Source organism: Paracoccus alkenifer (genome assembly GCF_900108405.1).
GTDB classification, from domain to species: Bacteria; Pseudomonadota; Alphaproteobacteria; order Rhodobacterales; family Rhodobacteraceae; genus Paracoccus; species Paracoccus alkenifer.
Genome location: NZ_FNXG01000005.1, coordinates 95,650 through 120,275 on the forward strand (window position 1 = coordinate 95,650; position 24,626 = coordinate 120,275).

Sequence of the window (24,626 nt, forward strand, 5' to 3'; positions counted from 1 at the left end):
GGGCCGGGAAAGGACCACTCATGCGACCCTCTGGCCGGAAACTAGTCGAATTGCGCCCGATTTCAATTGAAACCGGAGTGATTGCCCATGCCGAGGGATCCTGCCTGATCCGCGTCGGCGGCACGCATGTGCTGTGCACCGCCTCGGTCGAGGAAAAGCCGCCGCCGTTCCTGCGCGGCACCGGGCAGGGCTGGGTGACGGCGGAATACGGGATGCTGCCGCGCGCCACCCATTCGCGCAACCGGCGCGAGGCCGCGGCGGGCAAGCAATCGGGGCGCACGCAGGAAATTCAGCGGCTGATCGGGCGCTCGCTGCGGGCGGGCGTGGACCGGCTGGCGCTGGGGGAACGGCAGATCGTGGTGGATTGCGACGTGATCCAGGCCGACGGCGGCACCCGCTGCGCCGCGATTACCGGGGGCTGGGTCGCGCTGCGGCTGGCGGTGAACCGGCTGCTGTCGGCGCGGCTGCTGACCAGCGACCCGATCATGGACCATGTGGCGGCGGTCAGCTGCGGGATCTATGCCGGGCAGCCGGTGGTCGATCTGGACTATGCCGAGGACAGCGAGGCCGGCACTGACGGCAATTTCGTGCTGACCGGCGCCGGGCGGCTGGTCGAGGTGCAGATGTCGGCCGAGGGTGCGGCATTTTCACGCAGCGAGATGGATGCGCTGCTGGACCTGGCGCAGGCGGGGGCCGCCGATCTGGTCGCCGCCCAGAAAGCGGCGGTGGCATGAGACGGCTGACCGGGCCGCGGCTGCTGGTCGCCACCCATAACGCCGGCAAGCTGGACGAGATGCGGGCGCTGTTCGCCCCGCACGGGATCGAGGTGGTGGGTGCGGCCGAAATGGGCCTGTCCGAGCCGCCCGAGACCGAGGACAGTTTCGCCGGCAACGCCCGCATCAAGGCGCGGGCGGCGGTTGCTGCGACCGGGCTGCCGGTGCTGGCCGACGACAGCGGCATCACCGTGGACGGGCTGGACGGGGCGCCGGGGGTGTATACCGCGGATTGGGCCGAGACGCCGCGGGGGCGCGACTTCATGCAGGCGATGCGGCGGACCTGGGACGAGCTTGAGGCGCGGGGCGTCCCCGAGCCGCGCCGCGCCCAGTTCCGCGCCACGCTGCTGGTGATGTGGCCGGATCTGCACGAGGAAATATTTGAGGGGATCGCCCCGGGCCGGCTGGTGTGGCCGCCGCGGGGGCAGCTGGGGCATGGCTATGACCCGATCTTTGTCCCCGACGGGCATGACCGGACCTATGCCGAGATGAGTGCCGAGGAAAAGAACACGATCAGCCACCGCGCCGAGGCGTTCCGCAAGCTGAGCGCGATTCTTGGCTGAGGCGTCCGGGGTTCCTGACTGGCTTGACGGCGGGTTCGGGCTGTATGTCCACTGGCCGTTCTGCGCCGCAAAATGTCCCTATTGCGATTTCAACAGCCATGTTACCGCGCAGATCGACCAGATGGCGTGGCTTGAGTCCTATCTTGTTGAAATAGAACGGATTTCGGCTGAAACGCCCGGCCGGACACTGCGCAGCATCTTTTTCGGGGGCGGCACGCCTTCGCTAATGCAGCCAGAGGTGGTCGAGGGCGTGATCTCGGCCGCGCGGGCCGGCTGGGGGTTTGCCAACGACATCGAAATCACGCTTGAGGCCAACCCGACCAGCGTCGAGCGGGGCCGGTTCGCCGGATACGCCGACGCGGGGGTGAACCGGCTGTCCATGGGCGTGCAGGCGCTGAACGACCACGATCTGCGGCGGCTGGGGCGGCTGCACAGCGTCGCCGAGGCGCGGGCGGCGTTCGAGGTGGCGCGGGCGTGTTTTCCACGGGTCAGTTTCGACCTGATCTATGCCCGGCAGGACCAGACCCGCGCCGCCTGGGCGGCCGAATTGCGGGAAGCCCTGGCGATGGCGGTGGACCACCTGTCGCTGTATCAGCTGAGCATCGAGGAAGGCACGGCCTTTGGCGCGAGGGCTGCCGCTGGCGGGTTGCGGGGTTTGCCCAGCGATGATCTGTCGGCCGATATGTATCTGGAAACACAGGATATTCTTGGCGACGCCGGGATGCCGGCCTATGAGGTTTCCAACCATGCCCGGGCAGATGCGGAAAGCCGGCACAACCTGATCTATTGGCGTCAGGGCGATTGGGCCGGGGTCGGTCCGGGCGCGCATGGGCGACTGACCGTGGACGGGGTGCGTTGGGCCACCGAAGCGCATCGGGCGCCGGGGGAATGGTTGGCGGCGGTGCGGTCAGGCTCGGGCGAGCTGCCCCGCAGCGCGTTGCCGATGGATGAGCAGGCGACGGAATATCTGCTGATGTCCATGCGGCTGGCGGAAGGCATGGACACAAGCCGCTATGAGCGGCTGGCCGGCCGTCCGCTGGATCCCGCGCGGGTGGCGGCGCTGGCGGATATGGGGATGGTCGAGAGCGACGGCAGCCGGCTGCGCACAACGGCGGCCGGAAGGCCGCTGTTGAATGCCATTTTGCGCGAACTCGCCTAAAGCCCGCCGCCAAGAGCCTGACACAGGCGGTCAAGCTGGTCGAGATCACGATAGGTGATGGTCATGCGGCCCCCATCGTGGCCGGCATGTTCGATCTTGACGCGCATCCTGAGCTGCGCCGAAAGATCCGATTCCAGGGCCAGCGTATCGGCGTCTTTTTCGCTGCGAATGCGCGGGGTTTCCGGCTTTGGCTGGGTTGCCTGCCGGGCCAGCGCCTCGGTCTCGCGCACGGAAAGATTGCGCTCGATCACCTTGCGGGCCATGGCAGTCGGGTCCGGCGCGGTGATCAGCGCCCTGGCATGGCCGGCAGTCAGCTTGCCGTCGCGCACAAAGCCCTGAACCTGGTCAGGCAGGTTCAGCAAGCGCAACAGATTCGAGATATGGCTGCGGCTTTTGTCGAGCGCCTCGGCCAGCCGTTCCTGGGTATGGCCGAAACGGTCCATCAGCTGGCGGAACGATGCGGCCTCTTCGATAGGATTCAGGTCGGCGCGCTGGATGTTTTCGATCAGCGCGATCTCGAGCACCTCGGTATCGTCGAGTTCGCGGATCAGCACCGGCAGCTCGTGCAGCTGCGCGATCTGGGCCGCTCGCCAGCGGCGTTCCCCCGCGACGATCTGGTAAAGATCGGGTTCAGAGGGATGCGGCCGCACGATCAGCGGTTGCAGAACCCCGCGATTACGCAGCGACGCCGCGAGTTCGTTCAGCGCATCCGGGTCGAACTGGCGGCGGGGCTGGTCAGGGTTGGGGATAATCTGCTCGACCGGCAGGCTTTGCTGTGCCCGAGGGGCCGCACCGGGCGCCAGTTCGACATCGGCCATCAACGCCGAAAGTCCGCGGCCAAGGCCGCCCCGGCGGGGTTTGGGGTCAGCCATTTGCTGCCTTTCCTGTGGGTGTGAGGCCCTTGGCCAACAGTTCCGCCGCAAGCGCGCGGTAAGCGTTGCTGCCCTTGGACTGGGGATCGTAATGGATCACCGGCAGGGCATGAGAGGGCGATTCGGACACTCGGACATTCCGGGGCACCACTGTCTTGAAAACCAGAGGGCCAAGGGTCTTGCGGGCGTCAGCCTCGACCTGCTGCGAAAGATTGTTGCGCGAATCGGCCATGGTCAGAAGGATACCTTCGATCCGCAGGTCAGGATTGGCGGTCGAGCGCACCTCTCGGATCGTCAGCATCAGCTGGGACAGGCCTTCAAGCGCATAAAACTCGGCTTGCAGGGGCACGATCACACTGTCGGCCGCAACCATCGCGTTCAGGGTCAGCAGGCCGAGCGCCGGCGGACAGTCTATCAGGACGACCCCGGTTGCCCGTTCAAGCGCATCTGCCAGCAGCTGGGTGCGGCGCGGGCGCGAGGCGATATCCAGCTCTGCCGAGGCCAGATCGGCGGTTGCGGGAACGATCGAAAGATTGGCAACGCTGCTGTCCCTGGCGGCGTCGGGCCAATTGGCGTCACCGACAAGCAGATCGTAGCTGGTGATCTGACGTTTATCGGCATCGATTCCAAGACCGGTCGAGGCGTTGCCCTGGGGATCGAGGTCGATGATCGTGACCTTTTGCCCCTGTTCGGCCAGCGCCGCGCCCAGATTGATTGCCGTGGTTGTCTTGCCCACCCCGCCCTTTTGGTTGGCGATGGCGATAATCATGCGGTCAGCCATGGCGGATATTGCTGATTTGCAGGATGGCAGCTTCCGGATCGGTGCTGCTGGGATGGCTTTCGACATCGAAATGCCAGCTCATTCGGGCCGCGGAAAGCTCGGTTTGCCAGTTACGTCCCTTCATCAGCCATGCCGTTCCGTCTTGTGCCAGATGCCGTTCCAGATATGGCATAAGCCGGTCGAGAGGAGCAAGCGCCCGGGCGCTGAGATTGCTCGCATCGGCGGCAGGCAGCTGTTCCACGCGCGCAGCGGTGGCAGTGCAGTTTTCCAGGCCGAGCTGGCGGATGGCAGTTTGCAGGAACGCCACCTTGCGGCGGTCGGAATCAACCAGCATGACAGGCAGGTTCGGATGGTAGATCGCGACCACCAGCCCGGGCAGACCGCCGCCGCTGCCGATATCCAGCCAGCGGCCCTGCGGATCAGGCCGTAGCCGGGCGAGTTGCGCGCTGTCGGCGATGTGCCGCTTTTCCAGTTGATCCAGGGATGCAGGCGAAACAAGATTGATGGCCGGATTCCACTTGCGGATCAATGCAGCATAATCCGCCAACCTTGCTTCACGTGAAGCATTCATGCTGCGGTTTCCCGGCGGGCGCGGACCAAACCGATCAGCAGGGTCAATGCAGCAGGGGTCATCCCCTCGATAGATGCGGCCTGGGCGATGGTGGCCGGCCGTATCCGAGCCAGCTTGTCTTGCAGTTCCGCGGAAATTCCACGCAGCTGCCCATAGTCCATCTGGGCGGGCAATTGCATCTGCTCATTCCGGCGGATATCCGCTGCGTCGCGCTGCTGCCGGTCCGAAAACTGCGCATATATCGCGTCGTTGCGCAGCATTTGCAGGACTTCGCTGTCGGCTGCGATCTCTGTCGGCAGCAACGACGCAATGGCGTCTTGCAGCTCGGTCTGGCCGAGCAATGCAAACAGGCTGCGGCGCTGTCCGTCGTGGCGCACCTCGATTCCATGCGCAGACAGTTCCTGTGGCGTCAGACCGATTGATACAGCTTTTGTCCGATGCGCTTGAAATCGGCTGAGCTTATCGCGGAATTTCTCGGCGCGCGTTTTTCCGACCAAACCCAATTCAATACCCATCGGAGTCAACCTGCGATCCGCATTATCCGCACGCAACGACAGCCGGAATTCTGCGCGCGAGGTGAACATGCGATAGGGCTCTGTAACACCGCGGGTGGTCAGGTCGTCGATCATCACCCCGATATAGCTGTCGGTTCTGCTGAAAATCGCGGGCTCCCTGTGTTGCACCGACAAAGCAGCGTTCAGCCCGGCCACCAGACCTTGGGCGGCAGCTTCCTCATAGCCGGTGGTCCCGTTGATTTGCCCGGCAAGATACAGCCCCGCGACATCGCGCGATTCAAGCGTCACCCGCAAGCTGCGCGGATCGATATAGTCATATTCGACCGCATAGCCCGGCTGAGAAATTTCGGCGTTCTCAAGCCCCCGAATTGATTGAATATATTCACGCTGCACGTCTTCGGGAAGCGAGGTCGAAATTCCGTTGGGATATACCAGCGGACTGTTGATCCCCTCGGGTTCCAAAAAGATCTGGTGCGATTCCTTGTCTGCAAAGCGGACAATCTTGTCCTCGATCGAGGGGCAATAACGCGGCCCGGCACCCGCAATCCGACCGCTATACATTGCCGACCGCGCCAGGTTGTCGCGAATGATCCTGTGGGTATCGGCATTTGTATGGGTGATCGCGCAAGACAGTTGCTGGGCGACGGGAGTGCTGTTCATGAACGACAGCATGGTGGGGGATTCGTCGCCAGGCTGCTGTTCCAGGCTGTCCCAGTCAATGGAATGACGCAGCAGCCGCGGGGGCGTTCCGGTCTTTAACCTTGCCAGCGGCAGGCCCAGGGACAACAGCGACGCGGACAATCCGTGGGACTGTTCATTTCCCCATCGGCCCGCACGGCGCGCAATATCGCCAATGTGGATGACGCCATTCAGGAACGTGCCCGCGGCAACGACAACCGCGCGCGCGACAAGCTCATCGCCATTAGCAAGTTTTACCCCGTTAACCCGGCTCCCCTCAATATTCAGCGCGTGAACTTCGCCAAGAATAAAATCCAGCCCATGCAACTCGCGGGCAGCAGCCGCGCGATATAGTTCGCGATCCGCCTGGGCACGTGGACCCTGCACCGCCGGGCCCTTGCGCCGGTTCAGCAGTCGGAACTGAATCCCCGCGGCATCTGCAAGCCGCCCCATCACCCCATCCAGGGCGTCCACTTCCCGCACCAGATGGCCCTTGCCCAAGCCCCCGATGGCCGGATTGCAGGACATGGCGCCGACATCATCCGCCCGCATCGAGACCAGGGCAACATGCACACCCATCCGGGTCGCCGCTGCGGCTGCCTCCAACCCGGCGTGCCCGGCCCCGATGACGATCACATCGTAATGTTTCACGTGAAGCACCTACTTTCCGATGCAAAAGCGCGAGAAGATCTCGTCCAGATAGTCATCCGGCGCAATTTTCCCAACCACCTCGCCCAACCTATGCGCAGCATGGCGAATCGCCTCGGCCAGAATTTCGGCGGGCTGCTCTTGGGTCACGTCCAGCACCGCAACAGCATCCTCCAGCGCGTCGGCCTGTCGCTGCCGCGTGACCAGCCCGGCACCTGCAACCCGTTCATCCAGACGCGCGCGAATCTCCTCAAGCATTTCCGCAACACCATCTCCGGTCAATGCGGAAATCCCCCGTCCGCCCTGATCGGACTTGGACTGAACCACCAGGTCGCCGGGCTGATACAGCTCCGCCACCTCTCGCCCGTCCTCTGACAGATGCAGCCGCAGATCCGCCCGGCGGGCACGGTCGCGGGCGCGCTCGACCCCTAATCCTTCGACATGATCCTCGGCCTCGCGCAGCCCGGCAGTGTCCAGAAACGTGACCGCAAGCCCGCCCAGTTCGGTATGCAGCTCCAGAACATCGCGGGTCGTCCCGGCCACATTGCTTACCAGCGCCAAATCGCGCTGCGCAATCCGGTTCAGTAACGACGACTTTCCCGCGTTCGGAGGCCCGATAATCGCCAGCTCGAACCCCGCCCGCAGCCTTTCCGCGGCAGGCAACCCTGCCAAAGCGTCTGAAATATCCCGCCGCACCATGGCCAGCAGGTCAAAAACCTCGTCAGGAACCTCGTCCGGGACGTCCTCGTCGGCAAAGTCCAAGGAAACTTCGATCAGCGCGCCGGCCCGCACCAAGCGCTCACGCAGGGTTTCGGTCCACCGCGCCAACTCTCCGGAAACCACCCGCATCGCCTGCTGCCGCTGCCGCTCGCTCTCGGCGGCCAGCAGATCGGACAACGCCTCGACCTCGCTCAACGCCAGCGCGCCACCCAACAGCCCCCGGCGGGTGAACTCGCCCGCTTCGGCCAGCCGAGCGCCGCGTTTGCGCAACGCTGACTCAAGCCGGCGAACCACCACCGGCGCGCCATGCAGCTGGAACTCGACGACCGGCTCGCCCGTGAAACTGGCGCCCTCGTCAAAGCGGATCACCAGCGCCCGGTCGATCAGATCGCCGTCCCGCAGCGACCGCAACTCGGCCCGCCGCGCCACCGGCAGCGGCCCGGCAATCGCCTCGGCAATGCTGCGCGCTTCGGGGCCGCTCAGCCGGACGATCGAGACCCCGCCCCGCCCCGCAGGCGTCGCTTCGGCATAGATCGTGGACATCCCATGCTCAGGCGTTCATCGAATCAAAGAATTCGGCGTTGTTCTTGGTCTGTTTCAGCTTGGAAATCAGGAACTCGATAGCATCCGTCGTGCCCATCGGGTTCAGGATCCGCCGCAGCAGATAGGTCTTCTGCAAGTCCTTCTGATCCACCAGCAGCTCTTCCTTGCGGGTGCCGGACTTCAGGATATCCATCGCCGGGAACACCCGCTTGTCCGCCACCTTGCGATCCAGCACGATTTCCGAGTTGCCGGTGCCCTTGAATTCTTCAAAGATCACCTCGTCCATGCGGCTGCCGGTGTCGATCAGCGCGGTGGCGATGATGGTCAGCGAGCCGCCTTCCTCGATGTTCCGCGCCGCGCCAAAGAACCGCTTGGGCCGTTGCAGGGCATTCGCATCCACCCCCCCGGTCAGCACCTTCCCCGAGGACGGCACCACCGTGTTGAACGCCCGCCCAAGCCGGGTAATCGAATCAAGCAGGATGACAACATCCCGCTTGTGCTCGACCAGCCGCTTGGCTTTCTCGATCACCATTTCGCTGACCGCAACGTGACGCGAGGCCGGCTCGTCAAAGGTCGAGGACACCACCTCGCCCTTGACCGAGCGCTGCATATCCGTCACTTCCTCGGGCCGCTCGTCGATCAGCAGCACGATCAGATAGCATTCCGGGTGATTTTTCTCGATTGAATTCGCGATGTTCTGCAAAAGTACCGTCTTGCCCGTGCGCGGAGGCGCCACGATCAGCGACCGCTGCCCCTTGCCGATCGGCGCCACCAGGTCGATGATCCGGGCCGAGCGGTCCTTGCCGGTCGGATCCTCCAATTCCATCTTCAGCCGCTCGTCCGGGTAAAGCGGGGTCAGGTTGTCAAACGCAACCTTGTGCCGGGCCTTTTCGGGGCTTTCGAAATTGATCTTCTCGACGCTGACCAGGGCAAAGTAACGCTCATTCTCGCCCGGCGCCCGGATCACCCCCTCGACCGTGTCGCCGGTGCGCAGGCTGAACTGCCGGATCATGTCGGGGCTGACATAGATGTCGTCGGGACCGGGCAGATAGTTGGCCTCGGGCGAACGCAGGAACCCGAAACCGTCCTGCACCACCTCCAGCACGCCGTCGCCGCCGATCTCGAACCCTTCCTCGGCATGTTCCTTGAGCAGCGAGAACATCATCTCGCCCTTGCGCATGGTCGAGGCGTTCTCGATTTCCCATTCCTCGGCGATGGCCAGCAGATCGGCCGGGCTCTTGGCCTTGAGGTCGGCGAGGTTCAGACGTTCCTGGCTCATCTTGTCATCCATACGGCGCAGCGACCCACAAACGGGCGCGGCAACAGACTGTGTCGGAAGAGATCACCCCGGACGGGGCGCGACCCGCCGGATAATGCAGAATCGTCCGCAAGTCAAACTTCAGAACTTGAGAATCACCGACAGCACGATCACCACCATGAACAGGGTCGGGATCTCGTTGGCGATCCGATAGCTGCGGCCGCTCGCACCCTCGCCCCGCATCAGCTTGCGGCGGTGGATCATCAGCCAGTGGTGGAACACCGTCATCCCAAGCACCGCCGCGGCCTTGGTCCAGGGCCAGACAAGCGACCAGTCCACCACCCCAGGCGTGAACACCAACGCCAGCCCCGCCACCCAGGTCGCGATCGAGGCCGGCCCCATGATATAGCGCAACAGCTTGTGTTCCATGATCTCAAAGCTCGCGGCGGGTTCAACCCCGCTTTGCGTGCGTTCCGCGTGATAGACGAACAGCCGCGGCAGATAGAACAGCCCCGCCATCCATGAAATCACCGACATCACATGGAACGCCTTGATCCATAGATAGGCATCCGAAAGCCAGTCGGTCAGCATGGTCGGTCTCCTTCGTCTTTCGTCTCTTTTCTTCTTAAAGAAAAGATTCAGAAAGATAGATGTGGTCAGTAGGCGCAGTGGGTATCTGAACCATCATGCGCCACGGGATTCAATCCACCAGTCCTTGCGGTGGAAACTCTTGTGGATAAGCAGCGTGAAATGAAATATAATTCTTGATATTCAATGAACTAATTGCCAACATCATTTCCGTGGACAACCCATCTGTCCACAGCAGGTTGATAACCGGGCCGCAGTTATGCGCATGTGGATGAACGGGCCGCGTTCCCGTTAAGTCCCGGGGCTTCATCCCCAGCCTCTGGCCGGATCGCCACCACCCACAGCGCCGGCACAGGGTTTTCCACCATCTTGCCCACAAGGGCTGCCGGCTTCCCCTTAAAACCAACGCGCGCTAGACATTGACGCAACATGGAACGAGGAAGCGGATGACCAACCCCCCTGACAGCGACCCGACCGACGCGCCACAGGCCGCCGCTGCGCCGCTGGCCGGGGTCATCGGCTGGCCGGTCGCGCATTCGCGCTCGCCCCTGCTGCATGGCCACTGGCTGGCCCGCTACGGCATCAAGGGGCATTACGTGCCGCTGGCAGTCGCGCCCGAGCATCTGGCGCAGGTGCTGCGTGCATTGCCCCGCGCCGGGTTCGTCGGCGCCAACGTCACCATCCCCCACAAGGAATCGGTGCTGGCGCTGGCCGACATCGTCACCGACCGCGCCGCGCTGATCGGGGCCGCCAACACGCTGATCTTCCGCGAGGATGGCCGCATCCACGCCGACAACACCGACGGCTACGGTTTCGTCACCAATTTGCGCCAGCAAGCCCCCGAATGGCTGCCGGAATCCGGCCCGGCGGCGGTGATCGGTGCCGGGGGCGCTGCCCGCGCCGTGGTGGCGGCGCTGCTGGAATGCGGCGTGCCGGAATTGCGCATCGCCAACCGCACCCGCATCCGCGCCGATCAGCTCAAGGCCGATTTCGGCGCCCGGATCGTGGTTTACGACTGGGCGCAGGTCGGCAACATGCTCGAAGACGCCGCCACCATCGTCAACTGCACCTCGATGGGGATGGAGGGCGCGCAGCCCCTGCGCCTGCCGCTGGATGCGCTGTCGCCCGACGCGCTGGTCACCGATCTGGTCTACACCCCGCTCGATACGCATTTCCTGCGCGCGGCGCGGGCGCGTGGCTGCACCACCGTCGATGGGCTGGGGATGCTGTTGCATCAGGCCGCTCCGGGGTTTGAACGCTGGTTCGGCATCCATCCGCAGGTGGACGAGGATCTGCGCCGGGCGGTGCTGGCATGAGCTTTCGTCTGGGCCTGACCGGCGGCATTGGCATGGGCAAGACCACCACCGCCGCCATGTTCGCCGCCCGCGGCGTGCCGGTCTGGGACGCGGATGCGGCGGTGCATCGGCTTTACGCGCCCGGCGGCGCCGCGGTTGCACCCGTCGCCGCAGCATTTCCGCAGGCGCTGGCAGGGGGCGGCATCGACCGTGCCGCGCTCAAGCATGTGCTGGCGACGGCGCCGGGGCGGCTGGCGGAACTTGAATCCATCGTCCACCCGCTGGTCGCCGCCGACCGCGCTGATTTCATCGCCGCCAACGCCGCCGCGCCGGTGGTGCTGCTGGACATCCCGCTGCTGTTTGAAACCGGCGCGCAGGCGCAGATGGACGGCGTTGCCGTCGTTTCAGCCCCGGCCAAGGTGCAGCGCGCCCGCGTGCTCGCCCGCCCCGGCATGGACGACACCACGCTGGACCTGATCCTGTCGCGGCAACTGGCGGATGCCGACCGCCGCGCCCGCGCCCGCTGGGTGATCCCGACCGAGACGCTGGACGGCGCGCAGGCGGCCGTCGACGCCATCCTTGCCGAAATCGCTGCGGAAAGCCCGACCGATGCGTGAAATCGTCCTCGATACCGAAACCACCGGCTTTGATCCCGACACCGGCGACCGCATCGTGGAAATCGGCGCCATCGAGCTGCTGAACCACCTGCCCACGGGCCGACATTACCACGTCTATATCAACCCCGAACGCGACATGCCGGCCGAGGCACTGGCCGTCCACGGGCTGACCAGCGAATTTCTGTCCACCAAGCCCAAATTCGCCGAAATCGCCGCCGAGTTCATCGAATTCATCGCCGAGGATTCCCGGCTGGTCATCCACAACGCCAGCTTCGACATGAAATTCCTCAATGCCGAGCTGCGCCGCGCCGGCCATCCCCCCATCGCCATGCAGCGCGCGCTGGATACCGTCGCCATGGCGCGGCAGAAATTTCCCGGCGCGCCGGTGTCGCTGGATGCGCTGTGCCGGCGCTGGGGCATCGACAACTCGGGCCGCACCCTGCACGGCGCGCTGCTGGACAGCGAATTGCTGGCCGAGGTCTATCTGGAACTCATCGGTGGCCGCCAGCCCGACCTCGTGCTGGTCAGCGCGGCCTCGCCGCAAGAGGGCGCGGTGGAATCCGGCCCCCAACGCCCGCGCGCGCCACGCCCCCACCCCCTGCCGCCGCGCCTGACCAAGGCCGAACAGCAGGCCCATGCCGAATTCGTCGCCCGCATGGGCGAGAAATCCCTGTGGCTGCGCTTTGCGGCCACCACGCCATGACCAGGGGCGCGTGATGTTCGGCTATCTGCGCGAATCCGTCGGCTTCGTGCAATCGCTGTTCGAGCGGATGGACAAGATCCACATGGGGCTGATCGCCGCCGGGGTGGCGTTCTATGCCATGTTTGCGGTGTTTCCGGGGCTGGCGGCGCTGATCGCGCTGTGGGGCCTGTGGTTCGACCCGGCACTGTTGCAGGATTACGACCAGCTGGTGGATGAATTCGTCCCGCCCGAGGCCGCGCAGATCCTGCACGCCCAGATCGACGCGCTGATTTCCGGCGGCCGCACGCAGCTGGGCTGGACCTCGGGAATTTCATTCCTGATCGCCACCATCGCGGCGCGCGCCGGGGTCAACGCGCTGGTGCGCGGGCTGAACGCCGCCCACGGGGTGCGGTCGCATTCGACGATCTTCGGCTGGGTGCTGGCCTATGTGCTGACGCTGGCCATTGTCGGCATCGTGGTGCTGGGGCTGGCGACCATCGTCATGGTGCCGCTGGCGTTCAATTTCCTGGACCCCGGACCGCTGCGCAGCTGGCTGCTGAGCACGATCCCGTGGGCCGCGATGTTCGCCATCGTGGTGATCGGGATCGGGGTGCTCTATCGCTATGGGCCGAACGTGAAATCCCCGCGCACGCCGTTCTTTACCTGGGGGGCGCTGTTCGCGGCGCTGGCATGGGCTGCGGCCTCGGTGGCGTTTTCGGCCTATCTGACCAGCTTCAACAGCTACAACCGCATCTATGGCTCGATCGGGGCGGTGGTGGCATTGCTGATGTGGTTCTATATCGCCGGGTTTTCGGTGATGATGGGCGCGCTGATCAACGTCGAGCTGGACCGCCACCGCCGGCTGGTCAAGGCGCGCAAGGCGCGGGCGCTGGCCCGCGAGATGGCCCCCCGCCGCAAGCCCTGACTGCTGCGCAGGGCTGGTTCCGCCCGTATCAGTGCCGCGCCCCTTCGCGGGCGGCCGAGGTCAGCACCACCCGCCGCGTCTCGGCATCCTGCAACGCCGTGTCGGTTTCGGGCATGAAGCGCAGATACAGCCGGAACACGCCGTCTTTTGCGGTGATCTCGGCCTCGCTGTCCAGTTGCATGGCAAAGGCCTCGATCAGCTGGTTGCCCAGGCCCGTGCCCTCGGCGTCCGAGGTGCCCCGGCCCAGCGAATTCTCGATGGTCAGTTCGGCATGGCCATCGTCCGAGCGGTGCAGGCGCACGCAGACCCAGGGACGGTCGTGCCCTTCCGGGATGCCGGCGTATTTCAGCGCGTTGGTAAACGCTTCGGTCGTCAGCAGCGTCAGCGGCACCGCCTGATCGGGCAGCAGGGTCAGCGGTTCCAGCCGCGCGTCGATCTCGATCGAGTGCTCGCTGACCACCGAGGCGGTGGACATCTGCCCGATGATGTCGCGCACCAGCCGGTCGGCCTCGACCGATTCCAGATGTTCGGCCTGATACAGGTTCTTGTAGATCGTCGCGAGCGAAGCCACGCGGTCCTGCACCGACCGCAGCACCCGCTTGGCGTCGGGATCGTCGATCACCCGACTTTGCATGTTGATGATCGAGGCGATCAGCTGCAGGTTGTTCTTGACCCGGTGGTGGACCTCTTTCAGCAGCACGGTCTTTTCGGTGACGGCTTCTTCCATCGCGGCCTCGTCGCGGATCAGGATCCGGGCCATGTTGTGGAATGTCTCGCTGACGTCGCGGATTTCGCCCGGCGCCGCTTTCAGCACCGGCGGCGGCACCACGCGGTTGCCCAGTGCGAAACGCCGCATCTGGCCGCGCAATTCGCGGACATGGCGCAGCACCAGCCGGTCCACGGCAAAGAACGCCACCGCCAGCGACACCAGCCACAGCGCCACCGGAAACAGCACCGCCGCAAAGCGCGACAGGCTGAGCCCCGCGACGCCAGTCAGCCGCGGGCTCCAGCTGCCAAGGGCATAGACGAGGTCCGGCACCACCGGCACCACCGAAAACACCCGCTTTTCGCCGGAATTCGAGATGGCGCTGAAGGTGGTGTCGGTCCGCTGCACCAGCTCGGCCAGCGTCACGCCGCGCGGCAGGATGGCCATGGCGTGGTCCTCGGGGCCGATGTCGCCGATCAGCGGCTCGCCGGTATTGCTGAAGGACAGGATCCGGGCCCCTTCCGACCAATAGGCGGAAATATGCGTCGACCGCAGCAGGTTGTGGGACAGCGACAGCGCCACATAGCCCAGCAGTTCCCGGTCGCGGTACAGCGGCTGCATCACGATCACCACCGGCAGTCCCGACCAGGGTCCATGCGCGGCCGAGGTGATCAGCGTGCCCGGGTTCTTCATGAATTCGTGGAACTGCGGGGTGCCGGACATGTCGCGGAACTGGCTGTTGGACGAACAGATGTTGCGCCCGCTCATGTCGGTGAAGCCGGCATAGACAAAGGACGGGCTGCTTTGCACGAAATCATGCATCATCCGCGAACAGGAGGCCGGTTCGTCCAGCATCGCCAGCACCGAGATGCCCAGGGCGTCGCCAGTGGCGATCGCGCCCTGCAACAGCGCCCGTTCGCCGGCGGCGGCGGCGGCGGTGCGGCCCTGGATGGCAAGCTCGGCGGAACGCTCGGCCTCGCGCGACAGGTGCAGCGTCTGCAGGATCGAGATCATCCCGATCGGCAGGATCGCGATGCTGAGCAGCATCCCCAGCCTGAACCCGAGCGTGCGGGCGAAATTTGCGCCCCACCGCAGCATTGCGCGCCCTTACCGGGAAACGGGGTGGTTTACCGCCATTACGGCCAGCGTTGCGCTGTCGGTCATGTCCAGGTCCTCGCCCTCGGCCATCTGCATCAACTCGGCCAGCTTGCGGCGACCGCGGTTTGCGCGGGATTTGACCGTGCCGACCGCGACGCCGGTCATCTGCGCCGCCTCTTCGTAGGAAAACCCCGAGCCGCCGACAAGGATCAACGCCTCGCGCTGTTCATCGGGCAGTTGCGCAAAAGCGACCTTGAAGTCGTTCATCGCCAGCCGTCCGTCGTGTTCCGGGCGCGTGGCCAGACGGGCGGCATGGATCCCGTCAGTATCGCTGACCTCGCGCCTTGTCTTGCGGCGGGCCGAATAAAACGTGTTGCGCAGGATCGTGAACAGCCAGGCGCGCAGATTGGTGCCGGGCTGGAACTTGTCGATATTCGTCCATGCCTTGACGATGGTGTCCTGCACCAGATCGTCGGCCGAGGCGGATTCGCGCGTCAGCGATAGCGCAAAGGCCCGCAGCGCCGGCAGGTGATTCACCAGCTCGTCGCGCGGATTGGGGCCCGAAAGAGCCTGGGTGTCGCTTGCCCTGGTCACGCGCTTCATTCCTGTTTGCGCAGCTGATCGAGCAATGCCAGAAAGCGATCGGGCACTTCCTGGCTTGCATCCTGCTCGTAAACGCGCCGCAGATTTTCATCGATCTGCTTTTCCAAAGCGGCGCGTTTTCGGTCATCCCGCCTGTTGTTCATCTATTTGTTTGTCCCGGTAAGCTTGTGCGCACGATGCCCAACGGCTACAAAACGTCAAGGTTCCCCATGGGGATAAATTCGAGGTTTACGCATGTCTGCTGCTGATCTGGCCCAATCCATCGGCCGCGAACTTCCGTATCTGCGCCGCTATGCGCGCGCCCTGACCGGAAGCCAGACCGCGGGTGACAACTATGCAGCGGCGACGCTGGAGGCGATCCTGTCGGACCGCGATCTGATGGAAACCGACGACACCAGGATCGGGCTGTTCCGGACGTTTCACGCCATCTGGCAAAGCTCGGGTCAGCCGGTAGCCAGCGAAAGCCAGTCCTCGCGCGAAGCCATCGCCCAGGCGCATCTGCGCGGCCTGACCGCCAACTCGCGCGAGGCGCTGCTGCTGCGCACCATCGAGGAACTGCGCTACGACCAGATCGCCCGCATCATGCAGATCGACCAGTCCGAGGCCGAAGAGCTGGTGCAGATCGCCCTGAACGAAATGGGCCGCGCGATCCGGGGCCGGGTGATGATCATCGAGGATGAAACCATCATCGCCATGGACCTGAAAGGCATCGTGCAGGCCATGGGGCACGAGGTGACGGGCGTCGCCCGCACCCATTCCGCCGCGATCGAACTGGCCGCCGACAACCGCCCCGCGCTGATTCTGGCCGACATCCAGCTGGCTGACGGTTCGTCCGGCATCGACGCGGTGAACGAGCTGATGGGCAGCCTCGGCGACGTGCCGGTGATCTTCATCACCGCCTTCCCCGAGCGGTTGCTGACCGGCGACCGCCCCGAACCCGCTTTCCTGATTTCCAAGCCCTATTCCGAAGAACAGGTGCGCTCGGCCGTCAGTCAGGCGATGTTCTTTGCCTCGACCGAGGGGCTGGGCGCGGTCTGAAGCGGCCGCAGCAGGGGCTTTTGCCTGACCGGGACTCGGGCAGCAGTTGCCGGGCGTTGGCGCATGGCCCACATCGGCGGCGATACGCTGCACAGCAGGGAAATAACCCATGGCTGACGACCCGATATCCGCAACCAAGCCCGACTGGAGCCGCGAAATACCGCTTCGCTGGTGGGATCCTTCGCGCCGGCTCTTGCGCAGTCTGCGCGCCTATGAGTCGCTGCGGGGGCGACGTTCTTTCTGGGCGCGGCTGGTGCGGGCGCGCTGGGTGCTGTCGCATCGGTTCTGGTCGGTCGTGACCCAGGCAGAGATTCCGCTGGGCACGAAGATCGGCGGCGGGCTGGTGATGCCGCATCCCAACGGCATCGTGATCCACCCCGAGGCCGAGATCGGGCCGAACTGCCTGGTCTTTCAGCAGGTGACCATCGGAACCACCGGCAAACGCATGGGTGCGCCGCGAATCGGCGGCCATGTCGATATCGGTGCCGGGGCGCGGATCCTGGGTCCGGTGACGGTCGGGAACCACGCGCTGATCGGGGCAAATGCGGTAGTGGTGCGCGACGTACCTGAAGGACGGATTGCTGCCGGTGTCCCCGCCCGCCTGCTTGATCCCGGACAGACATCCGCCTGATCGCCGCCGCCGCAGACTGAAATGTTCCGTGGCTTCAGGGGCTGTCAGCCCCGGTCGGTCCGCCCCTCAGACCGGGACGAAGTGCCCGTCCTCGCCGATCATGGTCAGCTGGCCGTTGCGGATGTCGTGCAGCAGCCCGTGCAGCGACAGCTCGCGCGCCTCGACCGCGGCTGCGATAAAGGGAAAGGTCAGCAGGTTTTCCAGCGACACCCGCACCGCCACCTGTTCCAGCGCCGGGATCTGTTCCTCGGGCGGCAGGCCGGCCACGCGCTCGTATCCGGGGCGCAGGATATCCATCCAGCGGCCGACAAAGCTGGTGGCCTCGTCCAGCTCGGGTGCCTGTCCCGAACACATCGCGTGGCAACCGGCGATGCCGCCGCACTGGCTGTGGCCCATCACGATCAGATGCGACACATGCAACTCTCGCACCGCATATTCCACCGCCGCCGAGGTGCCGTGCTGTTCGCCGTCCGGCGCATAGGGCGGCACCAGGTTGGCGATGTTGCGGTGGATGAAGAACTCGCCCGTGTCCGCCCCGAAGATCGAGGTGACATGCACCCGCGAATCGCAGCAGGAAATCACCATCGCCCGCGGGCGCTGCCCCTCGTCCGCCAGCCGTCGGTACCATGCGCTGTTGTCGGCGTAGGTGGTGGCGTGCCAGCCGTGATAGCGCTGGACGAGGTAGCGGGGCAGCGGACGGATCGTCATGGGGGCCTCGTTTGCTTTTCGCGGCTCTGGATAGTGCCCCGATCGCTAAACTGCGAGCGATTTCTGCCGCCCCGGGTAAGGATTTCTTGAGGAAACCCGCCATAATCTGCCCGGACGTGTGGGGACACGGGTGACAACGACGGGGTGTGACGATGGCAGAGCTGACGGTTCTGTCCATGACGGACAGGGTGCATATCGATTCGCGCCGGCTGGGCGAGATCGTGGACGAGCTGGGGGAAACCGCGGCGCATACGGTGCTGACGCTGGCGCTGGAACAGCTTGCGCAGGGGCTTGAAGTGCTGCGCAAGGCTGCTGCCGGGGGCGATGCGGCCGAGCTTGCGATGCGGGCCGAGATGCTGGCGCGGCTGGCATGGCAGGTGGGGCTGACCTCGCTGGCCGGGGTGGCGGTGGATGTGGCGATCTGCGCCGAGCGGCAGGACGAAACCGGGCTGGCGGCAACGCTGGGGCGGCTGATGCGGATCGGCAACCGCTCGCTGACCGAGATCTGGGACGGGGAACCGGGGCCGGGCTGAGCGGATCAGACGATCCGCAGTCGCGGATCGGCGGCGGCGCGGGCGTGGACCCATTCGGCCTCGGCCGCGAAATCATGGGGCACCTGCGCGGCGTCGCGCGACCCCGACAGGGATTTCGAGGCGAAAAAGTCGAATCCATACAGTGTCAGCCGCTCGGGCTGCGCCCGCAGCAGCAGCTCGGTCGCCATGATCCCGGTGCTGGGCGGGGCGCCCAGTTCCGCCGCCAGCGCCCGGTAATCGGCCAGCGGATGCAGATAGAACCCCTTGCTGCTGGCGGTCCGCCAGTCCAGCCGCTTGCGCTTGGGCGACATCCACAGGATGCGGCCGGGGTGCAGCCGCTCGCGGTCCGCATCCGGCAGCCGCACGGCCAGCGCCAGCCAGTCGGTGCGGGTGCCGTGGCTTTCCGGCGCGGGCATTGGCGCGCGGTTGATGCGCACCACCAGCCCCGCCGCGTCGATGCCGCCGCCGTGGCGCTGCGTTGCCAGCGACCGGGCGTTGCCGACCAGCGCGATGTCGCGCCCCGCCGCTGCCGCCAGCAGCTCCGCCTGCGGCACCGACAGCGCGGCGAGCGCGGAATCGTCGCGCAAGATGCGCGCCAGCAGAAAGCGCAGCCGGTTCACGGTTGCCCCAGCAGTTGCCGATAGACGGCGGTGATGGCGGCGGCCTCGTCCTCGATGGCATGATTCGCCTCGACATGGGCGCGGGCGGCGCGGCCGGCCGTCGCGCGCGCGGCGTCGTCGGACAGCCAGCGGTCCAGCGCCGCGGCCAGCGCCCCGGCATCGTCGCGGGGGATCAGGGTGCCGGTCTCGCCGTCGCGGATCAGGGTTTCATAGGCGCCGACGCGGGCGGCGATCACCGGCACGCCGCTGGCCATCGCCTCAAGCGGGGTCAGGCCGAAGCCCTCCCACCGCGCGGGGGCCGCGAACAGATCCAGCGCGCGATAGAGCCTGACCACACGTTCCCAAGGGATCTCGCCAAGAAAGCGGATGCGGTCGCCCAGCCCGGCGGCGTTGGCGCGCGCGATCAGCGCATCGGCAAAGCCGCGGTTGTCCTGGGTGATGCGGCCGCTGAACAGCAGCTGCGCGCGGGGATGCCGGGGAAACACCTGCAAGGCGGCCTCGACCAGCAGGTCCACGCCCTTTTGCGCCCGCACCCGCCCGAAACAGCCGATCAGCACCGCATCGGGGTCCAGCCCCAGCTCGCGCCGCAGGGCGATGCGGTCGGCGGCGGGGTGAAAGACCGCGGTATCGACCCCGTGCAGGATCACCGTCGCCGGGCGCTCAAGATACGATGCGGCCTGCGGCGAGGTGGCGATCAGCGCCTCTTGCCGGCGGATCAGCCAGCGGGTGAAGCCGGTATGGCGGCGCTGCGCCGCGCTGGTGAACAGCAGCCGATAGCGCCGCCGCAGCACATGGCGCAGGATCAGCCCCAGCGCCATTTCGGTGTTGCGGCGCGCGTGCCAGACCCGGCAGCGGTCGCGGGGCAGGGTGGCGGCGCGGGCCAGCGGGATATGCGGCAGATCGGGCGGCAGCCCCGGCCCGGTCGCCACGATGCCGATCATCCGCGCCTGCACCGGGATCAGCCGCACCACCGTGGCGGTGACGCCCGACAGCCGCCGCTTGAGGTTGGGGGCGACGACCTCGATGCGCGAGGGTTCGGTCATGTCCCGTTCAGTCATGTCTCGCCTCGGGTGTGATCACATACAGCAGGGTGCCCAGCGCCATCGGCAGCAGAAAGAACAAAAACAGCACCATATAGGGCGCCGCCCCCGCCAGCCCCTGCGCCGACTGATACAGCGGGCGCGAGGCGAACTGCATGATCCCCGCCCCGCCGATCGAGATCATGTTGAGAAAGGTCACCCCTCGCCCCACCAGATGTTGTGGCAGATGCAACCGCGCATCGGCCATCAGCATGGAATAATTCGCCCCCACCAGCCCGATCAGCCCCAAGAGCGCCACCGACAGCGCGATGCTGTGGCCCGGCAGCAGGCACAGCACCGCCAGCGCCGCCAACGCCACCGCATGTCCCCACAGCGCCGCGCGCCGGGCCGAGCCAAAGGCGCGGATGCCGATCCCCAGCGCCAGATTGCCGATCACCATCGCGATCCCCATCACCAGCGTCGCGCGGCCGATGGCGATGTCGTCGGCGCCGAACACGTCGCTCAGATAGGGCGCGGCCCACAGCCCCCTGATCGCCGCCGAGGCCGCATAGCTGGTCGCAAACAGCGGCAGCATCAGCCACAGCACCCGCAGCCGCAGGATGTCGAGGATACTGCCGCGCGGCGGCTCGCCGTCATGCTGCGGATCGCGCACCACCACCCATTCCAGCGCCGCCACGACCAGCGTGACCGCCGCCAGCAGCCACAGCGACTGGCGCCAGCCGATGCCGTGGATCAGCTGGACCAGCGGCGCCGCGCCCAGGATATTGCCCAGCGATCCCAGCCCGATCATCATCCCGCTGAGCGCGGCAAACACGTGGCGCGGATAGTCATGGGCGATGATGTAATATGCCGCCATCAGCGCCGGCGCGCAGCCCGCCCCGATCAGCCCCATCGCCAGATGCAGGTGCCAGGGCTGCGTGGCCAGTGCGAACACCGCCGCGCCGCCTCCGCCCCCCAGCGCCAGCGCCGCGGCCACGGTTCGGCGCGGCCCGATCCGGTCCAGCGCCCAGCCCACCGGCAGCTGCATCAGCGCGAATGCGACAAACCACATCCCCGAGGACAACGCGAGATCGCCCGGGGTGGCGCCCAGCTCGGTTTCCAGCGTCGGGCTGAGCACGGCAAGAAAGGCGCGATAGAACTGGCTGAGCGTATAGCCCAGCGTCAGCGCGATCAGCCCGGGGTTAAGGAAAACCTGCATGAAATCTCCGGTCGGGACGGCGCGAGGCTGGGGCAGCGCCCGGGCGGTTGCAAGTCCCCATCCCCGCTACACGCGCCCCAGCGCCGCCGCCAGCCACAGCAGCAGCTGCGAGGGCGCGTCGCGGCGGTGAAACCCCCCGCGGCGCAGCGCCCGCAGCCGCGCGCCCGCGCCGGGGCCGCAGAGCGCGGTGAAATCGTCCAGCACGGCGCGGTGTTCCGGGGTCAGCAGCGGGCGCAGGCGCTGCATTTCATGCAGGGTGGCAAGGCTCCAGCCCCGGTGGCGGCCCGACAGCATCCGCCCGGCGCTGGCCAGACGCGCGCGCAGCCCGGCATTGGCGCCGACCACGTTGCCGCCGTGCTGGCGATACAGCAGCGATGGCTGCGGGTCCCAGATCACCTGCCCGCCCGCGCCGGTCAGCAGCTGGTAAAGCCACCAGTCATGCATGACGACCGCACCCGGCTCCGCCCCGGCGCCGGCCCCCTGCGCCGCCTGCCGCGTCAGTGCCGCCGCCGCCGGGTTCAGCACCGCCGTATTGCCCTGCACCAGGTTCTGCACCAGCGCATGCCGGAAAGACGGCGGGTGCCGCACCGCCGCTGTCAGCCCCAGCGGGCGCAGCCCCGCGTCGCAGATGGTGGCGCGGGAACAATACAGCGCCGGCGCCTCGCCCGCCGCGTGCAAGGCCGCCAGCGCGCGCGGCAGCTTGCCCGGCAGCCACACGTCGTCCTGATCGGACAGCGCCACGAACCCCGGATCCTCGGGCAAGGCCGCCAGCATGGACAGGAAATTCGCCGCAGCACCTCGCCCCGGCCCCCTGCGCCGCGCCACCCGCCCCGGATGCCCGGCGGCAAATCGCTGCACCAGCCCGGCGCCCGCGTCTGGCGCGTCGTCGCTGACCACCAGCCGCCAGCCCACCTCTTGCGCGGCGATGCTGTCCAGCTGCGGTTGCAGGAATTCCTCGCCCCGATACAGGGCCAGCAGCACCGTGACAGGCGTGTCGTTCATCCGGGCCACCCGCTTCTTCCTGCCGCAGGCTCTGGCACGCGCAGCGTGTTGCGTCTAGACCTGCGCCCGCAGGCGGAGAGACGAACATGCAGATCATCGGCCCCGAAATCGAACCCAGGCTGGACTGGCTGGCGCTGACCGACGCGCTGGCCCATGGCCACGAGCTGCCGCGCGCGGAAATCGCCGACAGTTTCCTGTATCGGGGCAAGGATACCTTGCTGACCCGCAGCGCCTGGATCGACGGGCTGGGGATGGCGGTCAAGCCGGCCACGATCTTTCCCGGCAACCCCGACCGTGGCGCGCCGCTGGTGAACGGGGCGGTCAACCTGCTGGACGATGCCACCGGACAGCTGCGGGCGCTGGTCGATTTCCATCTGGTGACGAAATGGAAAACCGCCGGAGACAGCCTGCTGTCGGCGCGGCGGCTGGCGCGGCCGGACGCGCGGCGGGTGCTGGTGATCGGCGCCGGCACCGTCGCGGAAAGCATGGTTCACGCCTATCGCGCCCTGATCCCCGATGCGCAGGTCAGCATCTGGAACCGCTCGCCCGCCGGGGCCGAGGCACTGGCGCAGCGGGTCTCGGCCAAGGCCGTGCGTGATCTGGAACCGGCGGTGCGCGACGCGGAAATCATCGCCACCGCCACCATGGCCACCCAGCCGGTGCTGCTGGGCGAATGGCTGTCGCCCGGCACTCATGTCGATCTGATCGGCGCCTTTCGTCCCGACATGCGCGAGGCCGACGACGAGCTGCTGAGGAATGCGCGGCTTTTCGTCGACAGCCGCGCCACCACGCTGGGCCATATCGGAGAAATCCAGATCCCGCTGGACGAGGGCGCGATCCGCGAAAGCGACATCCACGCCGATTTCTACGACCTGCCGGCGGGGGCGTATTCGCGCCGCTCGGACCATGAAATCACCGTCGCCAAGAACGGCGGCGGCGCGCATCTGGACCTGATGACCGCCGCCTGGATCCTGTCGGTGGCCGAGGGCTGATCGACTTACTGCGCGGGTGCAGGGCTGCGGGCCAGCCCCGCGGGCGCCTCGCGCACGGGCAGGTGGATCAGCGCCGAGAACGCGCCCACGCCGACGCCGACCCACCAGACCATGGTGTAGTCGCCATAGACGTCATACAGCTTGCCCCCCAGCCAGACGCCCAGGAACGACCCCAGCTGGTGCGACAGAAAGACGAAACCGTAAAGCGTCCCCATGTAGCGCAGCCCGTAGATATAGGCGACCAGCCCCGAGGTCAGCGGCACCGTCGCCAGCCACAGCGCCCCCATTGCCAGCGAAAACACCACCACCGTGACGGGCGTGATCGGGGTCAGGATGAACCAGGCCGCGATGATGGTGCGCAGCGTGTAGATCCCGGCCAGCAGGTATTTGCGGCTGTATTTGTTGCCCAGCCAGCCGGCGAGGATCGAGCCTCCGATATTGGCGATGCCGATCAGCGAAATCGCCACCGCCCCCAGCGCCGAGGTCGAGCCGATCCCCAGCGCCGCCAGCCCGCCGTCCGGGGAAATCGGGCCGCACATCTCGGTGATCATGGCGGGGAAATGCGCGGTGATGAAGGCCAGCTGGTAGCCGCAGGAAAAGAACCCGGCAAAGATCATCAGAAAGCTGGGGTCGACCATGGCGCGCTTGAGCACGCGGCCCATGCTTTCCTCAAGCTCGTGTTTCGGCGCGGGCTTGGTGTTGCCCAGCAGCGGCAGGAACAGCAGCACCGTCAGGATCAGCGCCGCAAAGACCATGAACACCTGCTGCCAGGGCAGGAACGCCATCAGCCCCTGCGCCAGCGGCGCCCCCACCACCTGCCCGGCCGAGCCGGCGGCGGTGGCGATCCCCAGCGCAAGGCTGCGGTTCTTGTCGCTGCTTGCGCGCCCGATCACCGCCAGCACCACGCCGAAGCCGGTGCCCGCGATGCCAAAGCCGACGGCGACCTCCCACAGCTGCATGGCCTCGGGGGTGGTGGCGACGGCGGTCATCAGCAGCCCCAGCGCGTAAAGTAACGCGCCCAGGATGATCGCCCAGCGGTCGCCCCAGCGTTCCCCCAGCGCCCCGAACAGCGGCTGCCCGAATCCCCAGGCGAGGTTTTGGATGGCGATCGCCAGGCTGAACTCGGCCCGCGGCCAGCCAAAGGTCTCGGCGACGGGGATCTGAAAGACGCCGAAACTCGCCCGCATGGCAAAGTTGATCAGCAGGATCATGCAGCCGCCGATCAGAATCGGGGTGAACAGCCGGGACTGGGATCTGGACATGGGTCAA

General features: G+C 66.4%; 27 protein-coding genes. 11 read left to right on the forward strand and 16 right to left on the reverse strand.

All coding sequences use genetic code 11. The features are described from left to right. The first annotated feature begins 20 nt into the window (after positions 1 to 20). From rph to hemW, 3 genes are read left to right on the forward strand one after another with little or no spacing between them, the layout of a single operon-like run. Entirely contained in the window at positions 21 to 734 is a 714-nt protein-coding gene (gene rph, locus BLW83_RS12580; protein WP_090848585.1) for a ribonuclease PH, read from the forward strand. Next, a complete protein-coding gene (rdgB, locus tag BLW83_RS12585) occupies positions 731 to 1,336 on the forward strand; it encodes an RdgB/HAM1 family non-canonical purine NTP pyrophosphatase (RefSeq protein WP_090848586.1) in 606 nt (201 codons plus the stop codon). Before rph ends, rdgB begins: the two co-directional genes overlap by 4 nt. Continuing rightward, complete coding sequence (gene hemW, locus BLW83_RS12590) at positions 1,329 to 2,495, forward strand: radical SAM family heme chaperone HemW (RefSeq protein WP_090848587.1); 1,167 nt, start codon at positions 1,329 to 1,331, stop codon at positions 2,493 to 2,495. Before rdgB ends, hemW begins: the two co-directional genes overlap by 8 nt. On the opposite strand, the gene BLW83_RS12595 is transcribed toward hemW, so the two are convergent. The 7 genes from BLW83_RS12595 to BLW83_RS12625 form a co-directional block, all read right to left on the reverse strand. Continuing rightward, complete coding sequence (locus tag BLW83_RS12595) at positions 2,492 to 3,367, reverse strand: ParB/RepB/Spo0J family partition protein (protein ID WP_090848588.1); 876 nt, start codon at positions 3,365 to 3,367, stop codon at positions 2,492 to 2,494. The genes hemW and BLW83_RS12595 overlap by 4 nt on opposite strands. Continuing rightward, on the reverse strand, positions 3,360 to 4,148 hold the full coding sequence (locus BLW83_RS12600; RefSeq protein WP_090848589.1) for a ParA family protein: 789 nt from the start codon (positions 4,146 to 4,148) through the stop codon (positions 3,360 to 3,362). The genes BLW83_RS12595 and BLW83_RS12600 overlap by 8 nt, the downstream gene beginning before the upstream one ends. After that, entirely contained in the window at positions 4,141 to 4,719 is a 579-nt protein-coding gene (gene rsmG, locus BLW83_RS12605) for a 16S rRNA (guanine(527)-N(7))-methyltransferase RsmG (protein ID WP_090848590.1), read from the reverse strand. The genes BLW83_RS12600 and rsmG overlap by 8 nt, the downstream gene beginning before the upstream one ends. After that, the gene (gene mnmG, locus BLW83_RS12610; protein ID WP_090848694.1) at positions 4,716 to 6,563 is read right to left on the reverse strand and encodes a tRNA uridine-5-carboxymethylaminomethyl(34) synthesis enzyme MnmG; all 1,848 of its coding nucleotides are present in this window, start codon (positions 6,561 to 6,563) and stop codon (positions 4,716 to 4,718) included. The genes rsmG and mnmG overlap by 4 nt, the downstream gene beginning before the upstream one ends. A 9-nt stretch (positions 6,564 to 6,572) precedes the next feature. Further along, positions 6,573 to 7,823, reverse strand: a complete 1,251-nt coding sequence (mnmE, locus tag BLW83_RS12615; protein WP_090848591.1) for a tRNA uridine-5-carboxymethylaminomethyl(34) synthesis GTPase MnmE — start codon at positions 7,821 to 7,823, stop codon at positions 6,573 to 6,575. Positions 7,824 to 7,830: 7 nt separating this feature from the next. After that, the gene (gene rho / locus BLW83_RS12620) at positions 7,831 to 9,102 is read right to left on the reverse strand and encodes a transcription termination factor Rho (protein WP_090848592.1); all 1,272 of its coding nucleotides are present in this window, start codon (positions 9,100 to 9,102) and stop codon (positions 7,831 to 7,833) included. Positions 9,103 to 9,222: 120 nt separating this feature from the next. After that, positions 9,223 to 9,672 (reverse strand): CopD family protein, encoded by a 450-nt coding sequence (locus BLW83_RS12625; RefSeq protein WP_177172568.1) that lies wholly within the window; start codon positions 9,670 to 9,672, stop codon positions 9,223 to 9,225. Positions 9,673 to 10,115: 443 nt separating this feature from the next. Here BLW83_RS12625 and BLW83_RS12630 point away from each other — a divergent pair, with 443 nt between their 5' ends. The 4 genes from BLW83_RS12630 to BLW83_RS12645 are packed head-to-tail and all read left to right on the forward strand — an operon-like array spanning position 10,116 to position 13,188. Further along, complete coding sequence (locus BLW83_RS12630; RefSeq protein WP_090848593.1) at positions 10,116 to 10,985, forward strand: shikimate dehydrogenase; 870 nt, start codon at positions 10,116 to 10,118, stop codon at positions 10,983 to 10,985. Continuing rightward, positions 10,982 to 11,581 (forward strand): dephospho-CoA kinase, encoded by a 600-nt coding sequence (coaE, locus tag BLW83_RS12635; protein WP_090848594.1) that lies wholly within the window; start codon positions 10,982 to 10,984, stop codon positions 11,579 to 11,581. The genes BLW83_RS12630 and coaE overlap by 4 nt, the downstream gene beginning before the upstream one ends. Further along, positions 11,574 to 12,284 carry a DNA polymerase III subunit epsilon gene (dnaQ, locus tag BLW83_RS12640; RefSeq protein WP_090848595.1) on the forward strand — a complete coding sequence of 237 codons (711 nt, stop codon included), beginning with the start codon at positions 11,574 to 11,576 and terminating at the stop codon, positions 12,282 to 12,284. Before coaE ends, dnaQ begins: the two co-directional genes overlap by 8 nt. A gap of 13 nt (positions 12,285 to 12,297) precedes the next feature. After that, positions 12,298 to 13,188: a YihY/virulence factor BrkB family protein gene (locus tag BLW83_RS12645; RefSeq protein ID WP_090848596.1), complete on the forward strand. Its 891-nt coding sequence runs from the start codon at positions 12,298 to 12,300 to the stop codon at positions 13,186 to 13,188. Between the two features lie 28 nt (positions 13,189 to 13,216). Here the strand turns inward: BLW83_RS12645 and BLW83_RS12650 are convergent, their stop codons facing one another. The 3 genes from BLW83_RS12650 to BLW83_RS12660 are packed head-to-tail and all read right to left on the reverse strand — an operon-like array spanning position 13,217 to position 15,738. Then, positions 13,217 to 14,992: a sensor histidine kinase gene (locus BLW83_RS12650; RefSeq protein WP_090848597.1), complete on the reverse strand. Its 1,776-nt coding sequence runs from the start codon at positions 14,990 to 14,992 to the stop codon at positions 13,217 to 13,219. A 9-nt stretch (positions 14,993 to 15,001) separates the two neighbouring features. Beyond that, complete coding sequence (locus BLW83_RS12655; RefSeq protein WP_245728855.1) at positions 15,002 to 15,586, reverse strand: RNA polymerase sigma factor; 585 nt, start codon at positions 15,584 to 15,586, stop codon at positions 15,002 to 15,004. 5 nt (positions 15,587 to 15,591) lie between these two features. Beyond that, positions 15,592 to 15,738, reverse strand: coding sequence for a NepR family anti-sigma factor (locus tag BLW83_RS12660; RefSeq protein ID WP_090848599.1), 147 nt, complete (start codon positions 15,736 to 15,738; stop codon positions 15,592 to 15,594). Positions 15,739 to 15,829: 91 nt separating this feature from the next. On the opposite strand from BLW83_RS12660, the gene BLW83_RS12665 reads away from it, so the two are divergent. Together BLW83_RS12665 and BLW83_RS12670 are read left to right on the forward strand one after the other, a co-directional pair. Next, positions 15,830 to 16,633 carry a response regulator gene (locus BLW83_RS12665; RefSeq protein ID WP_090848600.1) on the forward strand — a complete coding sequence of 268 codons (804 nt, stop codon included), beginning with the start codon at positions 15,830 to 15,832 and terminating at the stop codon, positions 16,631 to 16,633. A gap of 109 nt (positions 16,634 to 16,742) precedes the next feature. Beyond that, complete coding sequence (locus tag BLW83_RS12670; protein WP_090848601.1) at positions 16,743 to 17,264, forward strand: serine O-acetyltransferase; 522 nt, start codon at positions 16,743 to 16,745, stop codon at positions 17,262 to 17,264. A 66-nt stretch (positions 17,265 to 17,330) separates the two neighbouring features. Here BLW83_RS12670 and BLW83_RS12675 read toward each other — a convergent pair whose 3' ends face one another. Beyond that, positions 17,331 to 17,972, reverse strand: a complete 642-nt coding sequence (locus BLW83_RS12675) for a carbonic anhydrase (RefSeq protein WP_090848602.1) — start codon at positions 17,970 to 17,972, stop codon at positions 17,331 to 17,333. Between the two features lie 176 nt (positions 17,973 to 18,148). Between BLW83_RS12675 and BLW83_RS12680 the strand changes: the two genes are divergently transcribed. Next, complete coding sequence (locus BLW83_RS12680; protein WP_245728856.1) at positions 18,149 to 18,505, forward strand: hypothetical protein; 357 nt, start codon at positions 18,149 to 18,151, stop codon at positions 18,503 to 18,505. 5 nt (positions 18,506 to 18,510) lie between these two features. Here BLW83_RS12680 and BLW83_RS12685 read toward each other — a convergent pair whose 3' ends face one another. The 4 genes from BLW83_RS12685 to BLW83_RS12700 all read right to left on the reverse strand — a co-directional run bounded on the left by BLW83_RS12685 (position 18,511) and on the right by BLW83_RS12700 (position 22,365). Continuing rightward, positions 18,511 to 19,125: a glycosyltransferase family 29 protein gene (locus BLW83_RS12685; RefSeq protein ID WP_090848604.1), complete on the reverse strand. Its 615-nt coding sequence runs from the start codon at positions 19,123 to 19,125 to the stop codon at positions 18,511 to 18,513. After that, positions 19,122 to 20,168 (reverse strand): glycosyltransferase family 4 protein, encoded by a 1,047-nt coding sequence (locus BLW83_RS12690; RefSeq protein ID WP_090848605.1) that lies wholly within the window; start codon positions 20,166 to 20,168, stop codon positions 19,122 to 19,124. The genes BLW83_RS12685 and BLW83_RS12690 overlap by 4 nt, the downstream gene beginning before the upstream one ends. Before the next feature lie 7 nt (positions 20,169 to 20,175). Next, on the reverse strand, positions 20,176 to 21,363 hold the full coding sequence (locus BLW83_RS12695) for an MFS transporter (protein ID WP_090848606.1): 1,188 nt from the start codon (positions 21,361 to 21,363) through the stop codon (positions 20,176 to 20,178). A 66-nt stretch (positions 21,364 to 21,429) separates the two neighbouring features. Beyond that, the gene (locus BLW83_RS12700) at positions 21,430 to 22,365 is read right to left on the reverse strand and encodes a glycosyltransferase (protein WP_090848607.1); all 936 of its coding nucleotides are present in this window, start codon (positions 22,363 to 22,365) and stop codon (positions 21,430 to 21,432) included. Between the two features lie 86 nt (positions 22,366 to 22,451). Between BLW83_RS12700 and BLW83_RS12705 the strand changes: the two genes are divergently transcribed. Next, positions 22,452 to 23,357 carry an ornithine cyclodeaminase family protein gene (locus BLW83_RS12705; protein WP_090848608.1) on the forward strand — a complete coding sequence of 302 codons (906 nt, stop codon included), beginning with the start codon at positions 22,452 to 22,454 and terminating at the stop codon, positions 23,355 to 23,357. Between the two features lie 5 nt (positions 23,358 to 23,362). On the opposite strand, the gene BLW83_RS12710 is transcribed toward BLW83_RS12705, so the two are convergent. Next, positions 23,363 to 24,619: an MFS transporter gene (locus BLW83_RS12710; RefSeq protein ID WP_090848609.1), complete on the reverse strand. Its 1,257-nt coding sequence runs from the start codon at positions 24,617 to 24,619 to the stop codon at positions 23,363 to 23,365. Positions 24,620 to 24,626: the final 7 nt, after the last annotated feature.

Excerpts from the sequence above, each read along its gene's own strand:
- rph (WP_090848585.1), top strand. The coding sequence starts at position 21 with ATGCGACCCTCTGGCCGGAAACTAGTCGAATTGCGCCCGATTTCAATT.
- rdgB (WP_090848586.1), top strand. The coding sequence starts at position 731 with ATGAGACGGCTGACCGGGCCGCGGCTGCTGGTCGCCACCCATAACGCC.
- BLW83_RS12595 (WP_090848588.1), bottom strand. The coding sequence starts at position 3,367 with ATGGCTGACCCCAAACCCCGCCGGGGCGGCCTTGGCCGCGGACTTTCG.
- BLW83_RS12600 (WP_090848589.1), bottom strand. The coding sequence starts at position 4,148 with ATGGCTGACCGCATGATTATCGCCATCGCCAACCAAAAGGGCGGGGTG.
- rsmG (WP_090848590.1), bottom strand. The coding sequence starts at position 4,719 with ATGAATGCTTCACGTGAAGCAAGGTTGGCGGATTATGCTGCATTGATC.
- mnmE (WP_090848591.1), bottom strand. The coding sequence starts at position 7,823 with ATGTCCACGATCTATGCCGAAGCGACGCCTGCGGGGCGGGGCGGGGTC.
- rho (WP_090848592.1), bottom strand. The coding sequence starts at position 9,102 with ATGAGCCAGGAACGTCTGAACCTCGCCGACCTCAAGGCCAAGAGCCCG.
- BLW83_RS12625 (WP_177172568.1), bottom strand. The coding sequence starts at position 9,672 with ATGCTGACCGACTGGCTTTCGGATGCCTATCTATGGATCAAGGCGTTC.
- BLW83_RS12630 (WP_090848593.1), top strand. The coding sequence starts at position 10,116 with ATGACCAACCCCCCTGACAGCGACCCGACCGACGCGCCACAGGCCGCC.
- coaE (WP_090848594.1), top strand. The coding sequence starts at position 10,982 with ATGAGCTTTCGTCTGGGCCTGACCGGCGGCATTGGCATGGGCAAGACC.
- dnaQ (WP_090848595.1), top strand. The coding sequence starts at position 11,574 with ATGCGTGAAATCGTCCTCGATACCGAAACCACCGGCTTTGATCCCGAC.
- BLW83_RS12645 (WP_090848596.1), top strand. The coding sequence starts at position 12,298 with ATGTTCGGCTATCTGCGCGAATCCGTCGGCTTCGTGCAATCGCTGTTC.
- BLW83_RS12650 (WP_090848597.1), bottom strand. The coding sequence starts at position 14,992 with ATGCTGCGGTGGGGCGCAAATTTCGCCCGCACGCTCGGGTTCAGGCTG.
- BLW83_RS12660 (WP_090848599.1), bottom strand. The coding sequence starts at position 15,738 with ATGAACAACAGGCGGGATGACCGAAAACGCGCCGCTTTGGAAAAGCAG.
- BLW83_RS12665 (WP_090848600.1), top strand. The coding sequence starts at position 15,830 with ATGTCTGCTGCTGATCTGGCCCAATCCATCGGCCGCGAACTTCCGTAT.
- BLW83_RS12670 (WP_090848601.1), top strand. The coding sequence starts at position 16,743 with ATGGCTGACGACCCGATATCCGCAACCAAGCCCGACTGGAGCCGCGAA.
- BLW83_RS12675 (WP_090848602.1), bottom strand. The coding sequence starts at position 17,972 with ATGACGATCCGTCCGCTGCCCCGCTACCTCGTCCAGCGCTATCACGGC.
- BLW83_RS12680 (WP_245728856.1), top strand. The coding sequence starts at position 18,149 with ATGACGGACAGGGTGCATATCGATTCGCGCCGGCTGGGCGAGATCGTG.
- BLW83_RS12690 (WP_090848605.1), bottom strand. The coding sequence starts at position 20,168 with ATGACCGAACCCTCGCGCATCGAGGTCGTCGCCCCCAACCTCAAGCGG.
- BLW83_RS12695 (WP_090848606.1), bottom strand. The coding sequence starts at position 21,363 with ATGCAGGTTTTCCTTAACCCCGGGCTGATCGCGCTGACGCTGGGCTAT.
- BLW83_RS12700 (WP_090848607.1), bottom strand. The coding sequence starts at position 22,365 with ATGAACGACACGCCTGTCACGGTGCTGCTGGCCCTGTATCGGGGCGAG.
- BLW83_RS12705 (WP_090848608.1), top strand. The coding sequence starts at position 22,452 with ATGCAGATCATCGGCCCCGAAATCGAACCCAGGCTGGACTGGCTGGCG.
- BLW83_RS12710 (WP_090848609.1), bottom strand. The coding sequence starts at position 24,619 with ATGTCCAGATCCCAGTCCCGGCTGTTCACCCCGATTCTGATCGGCGGC.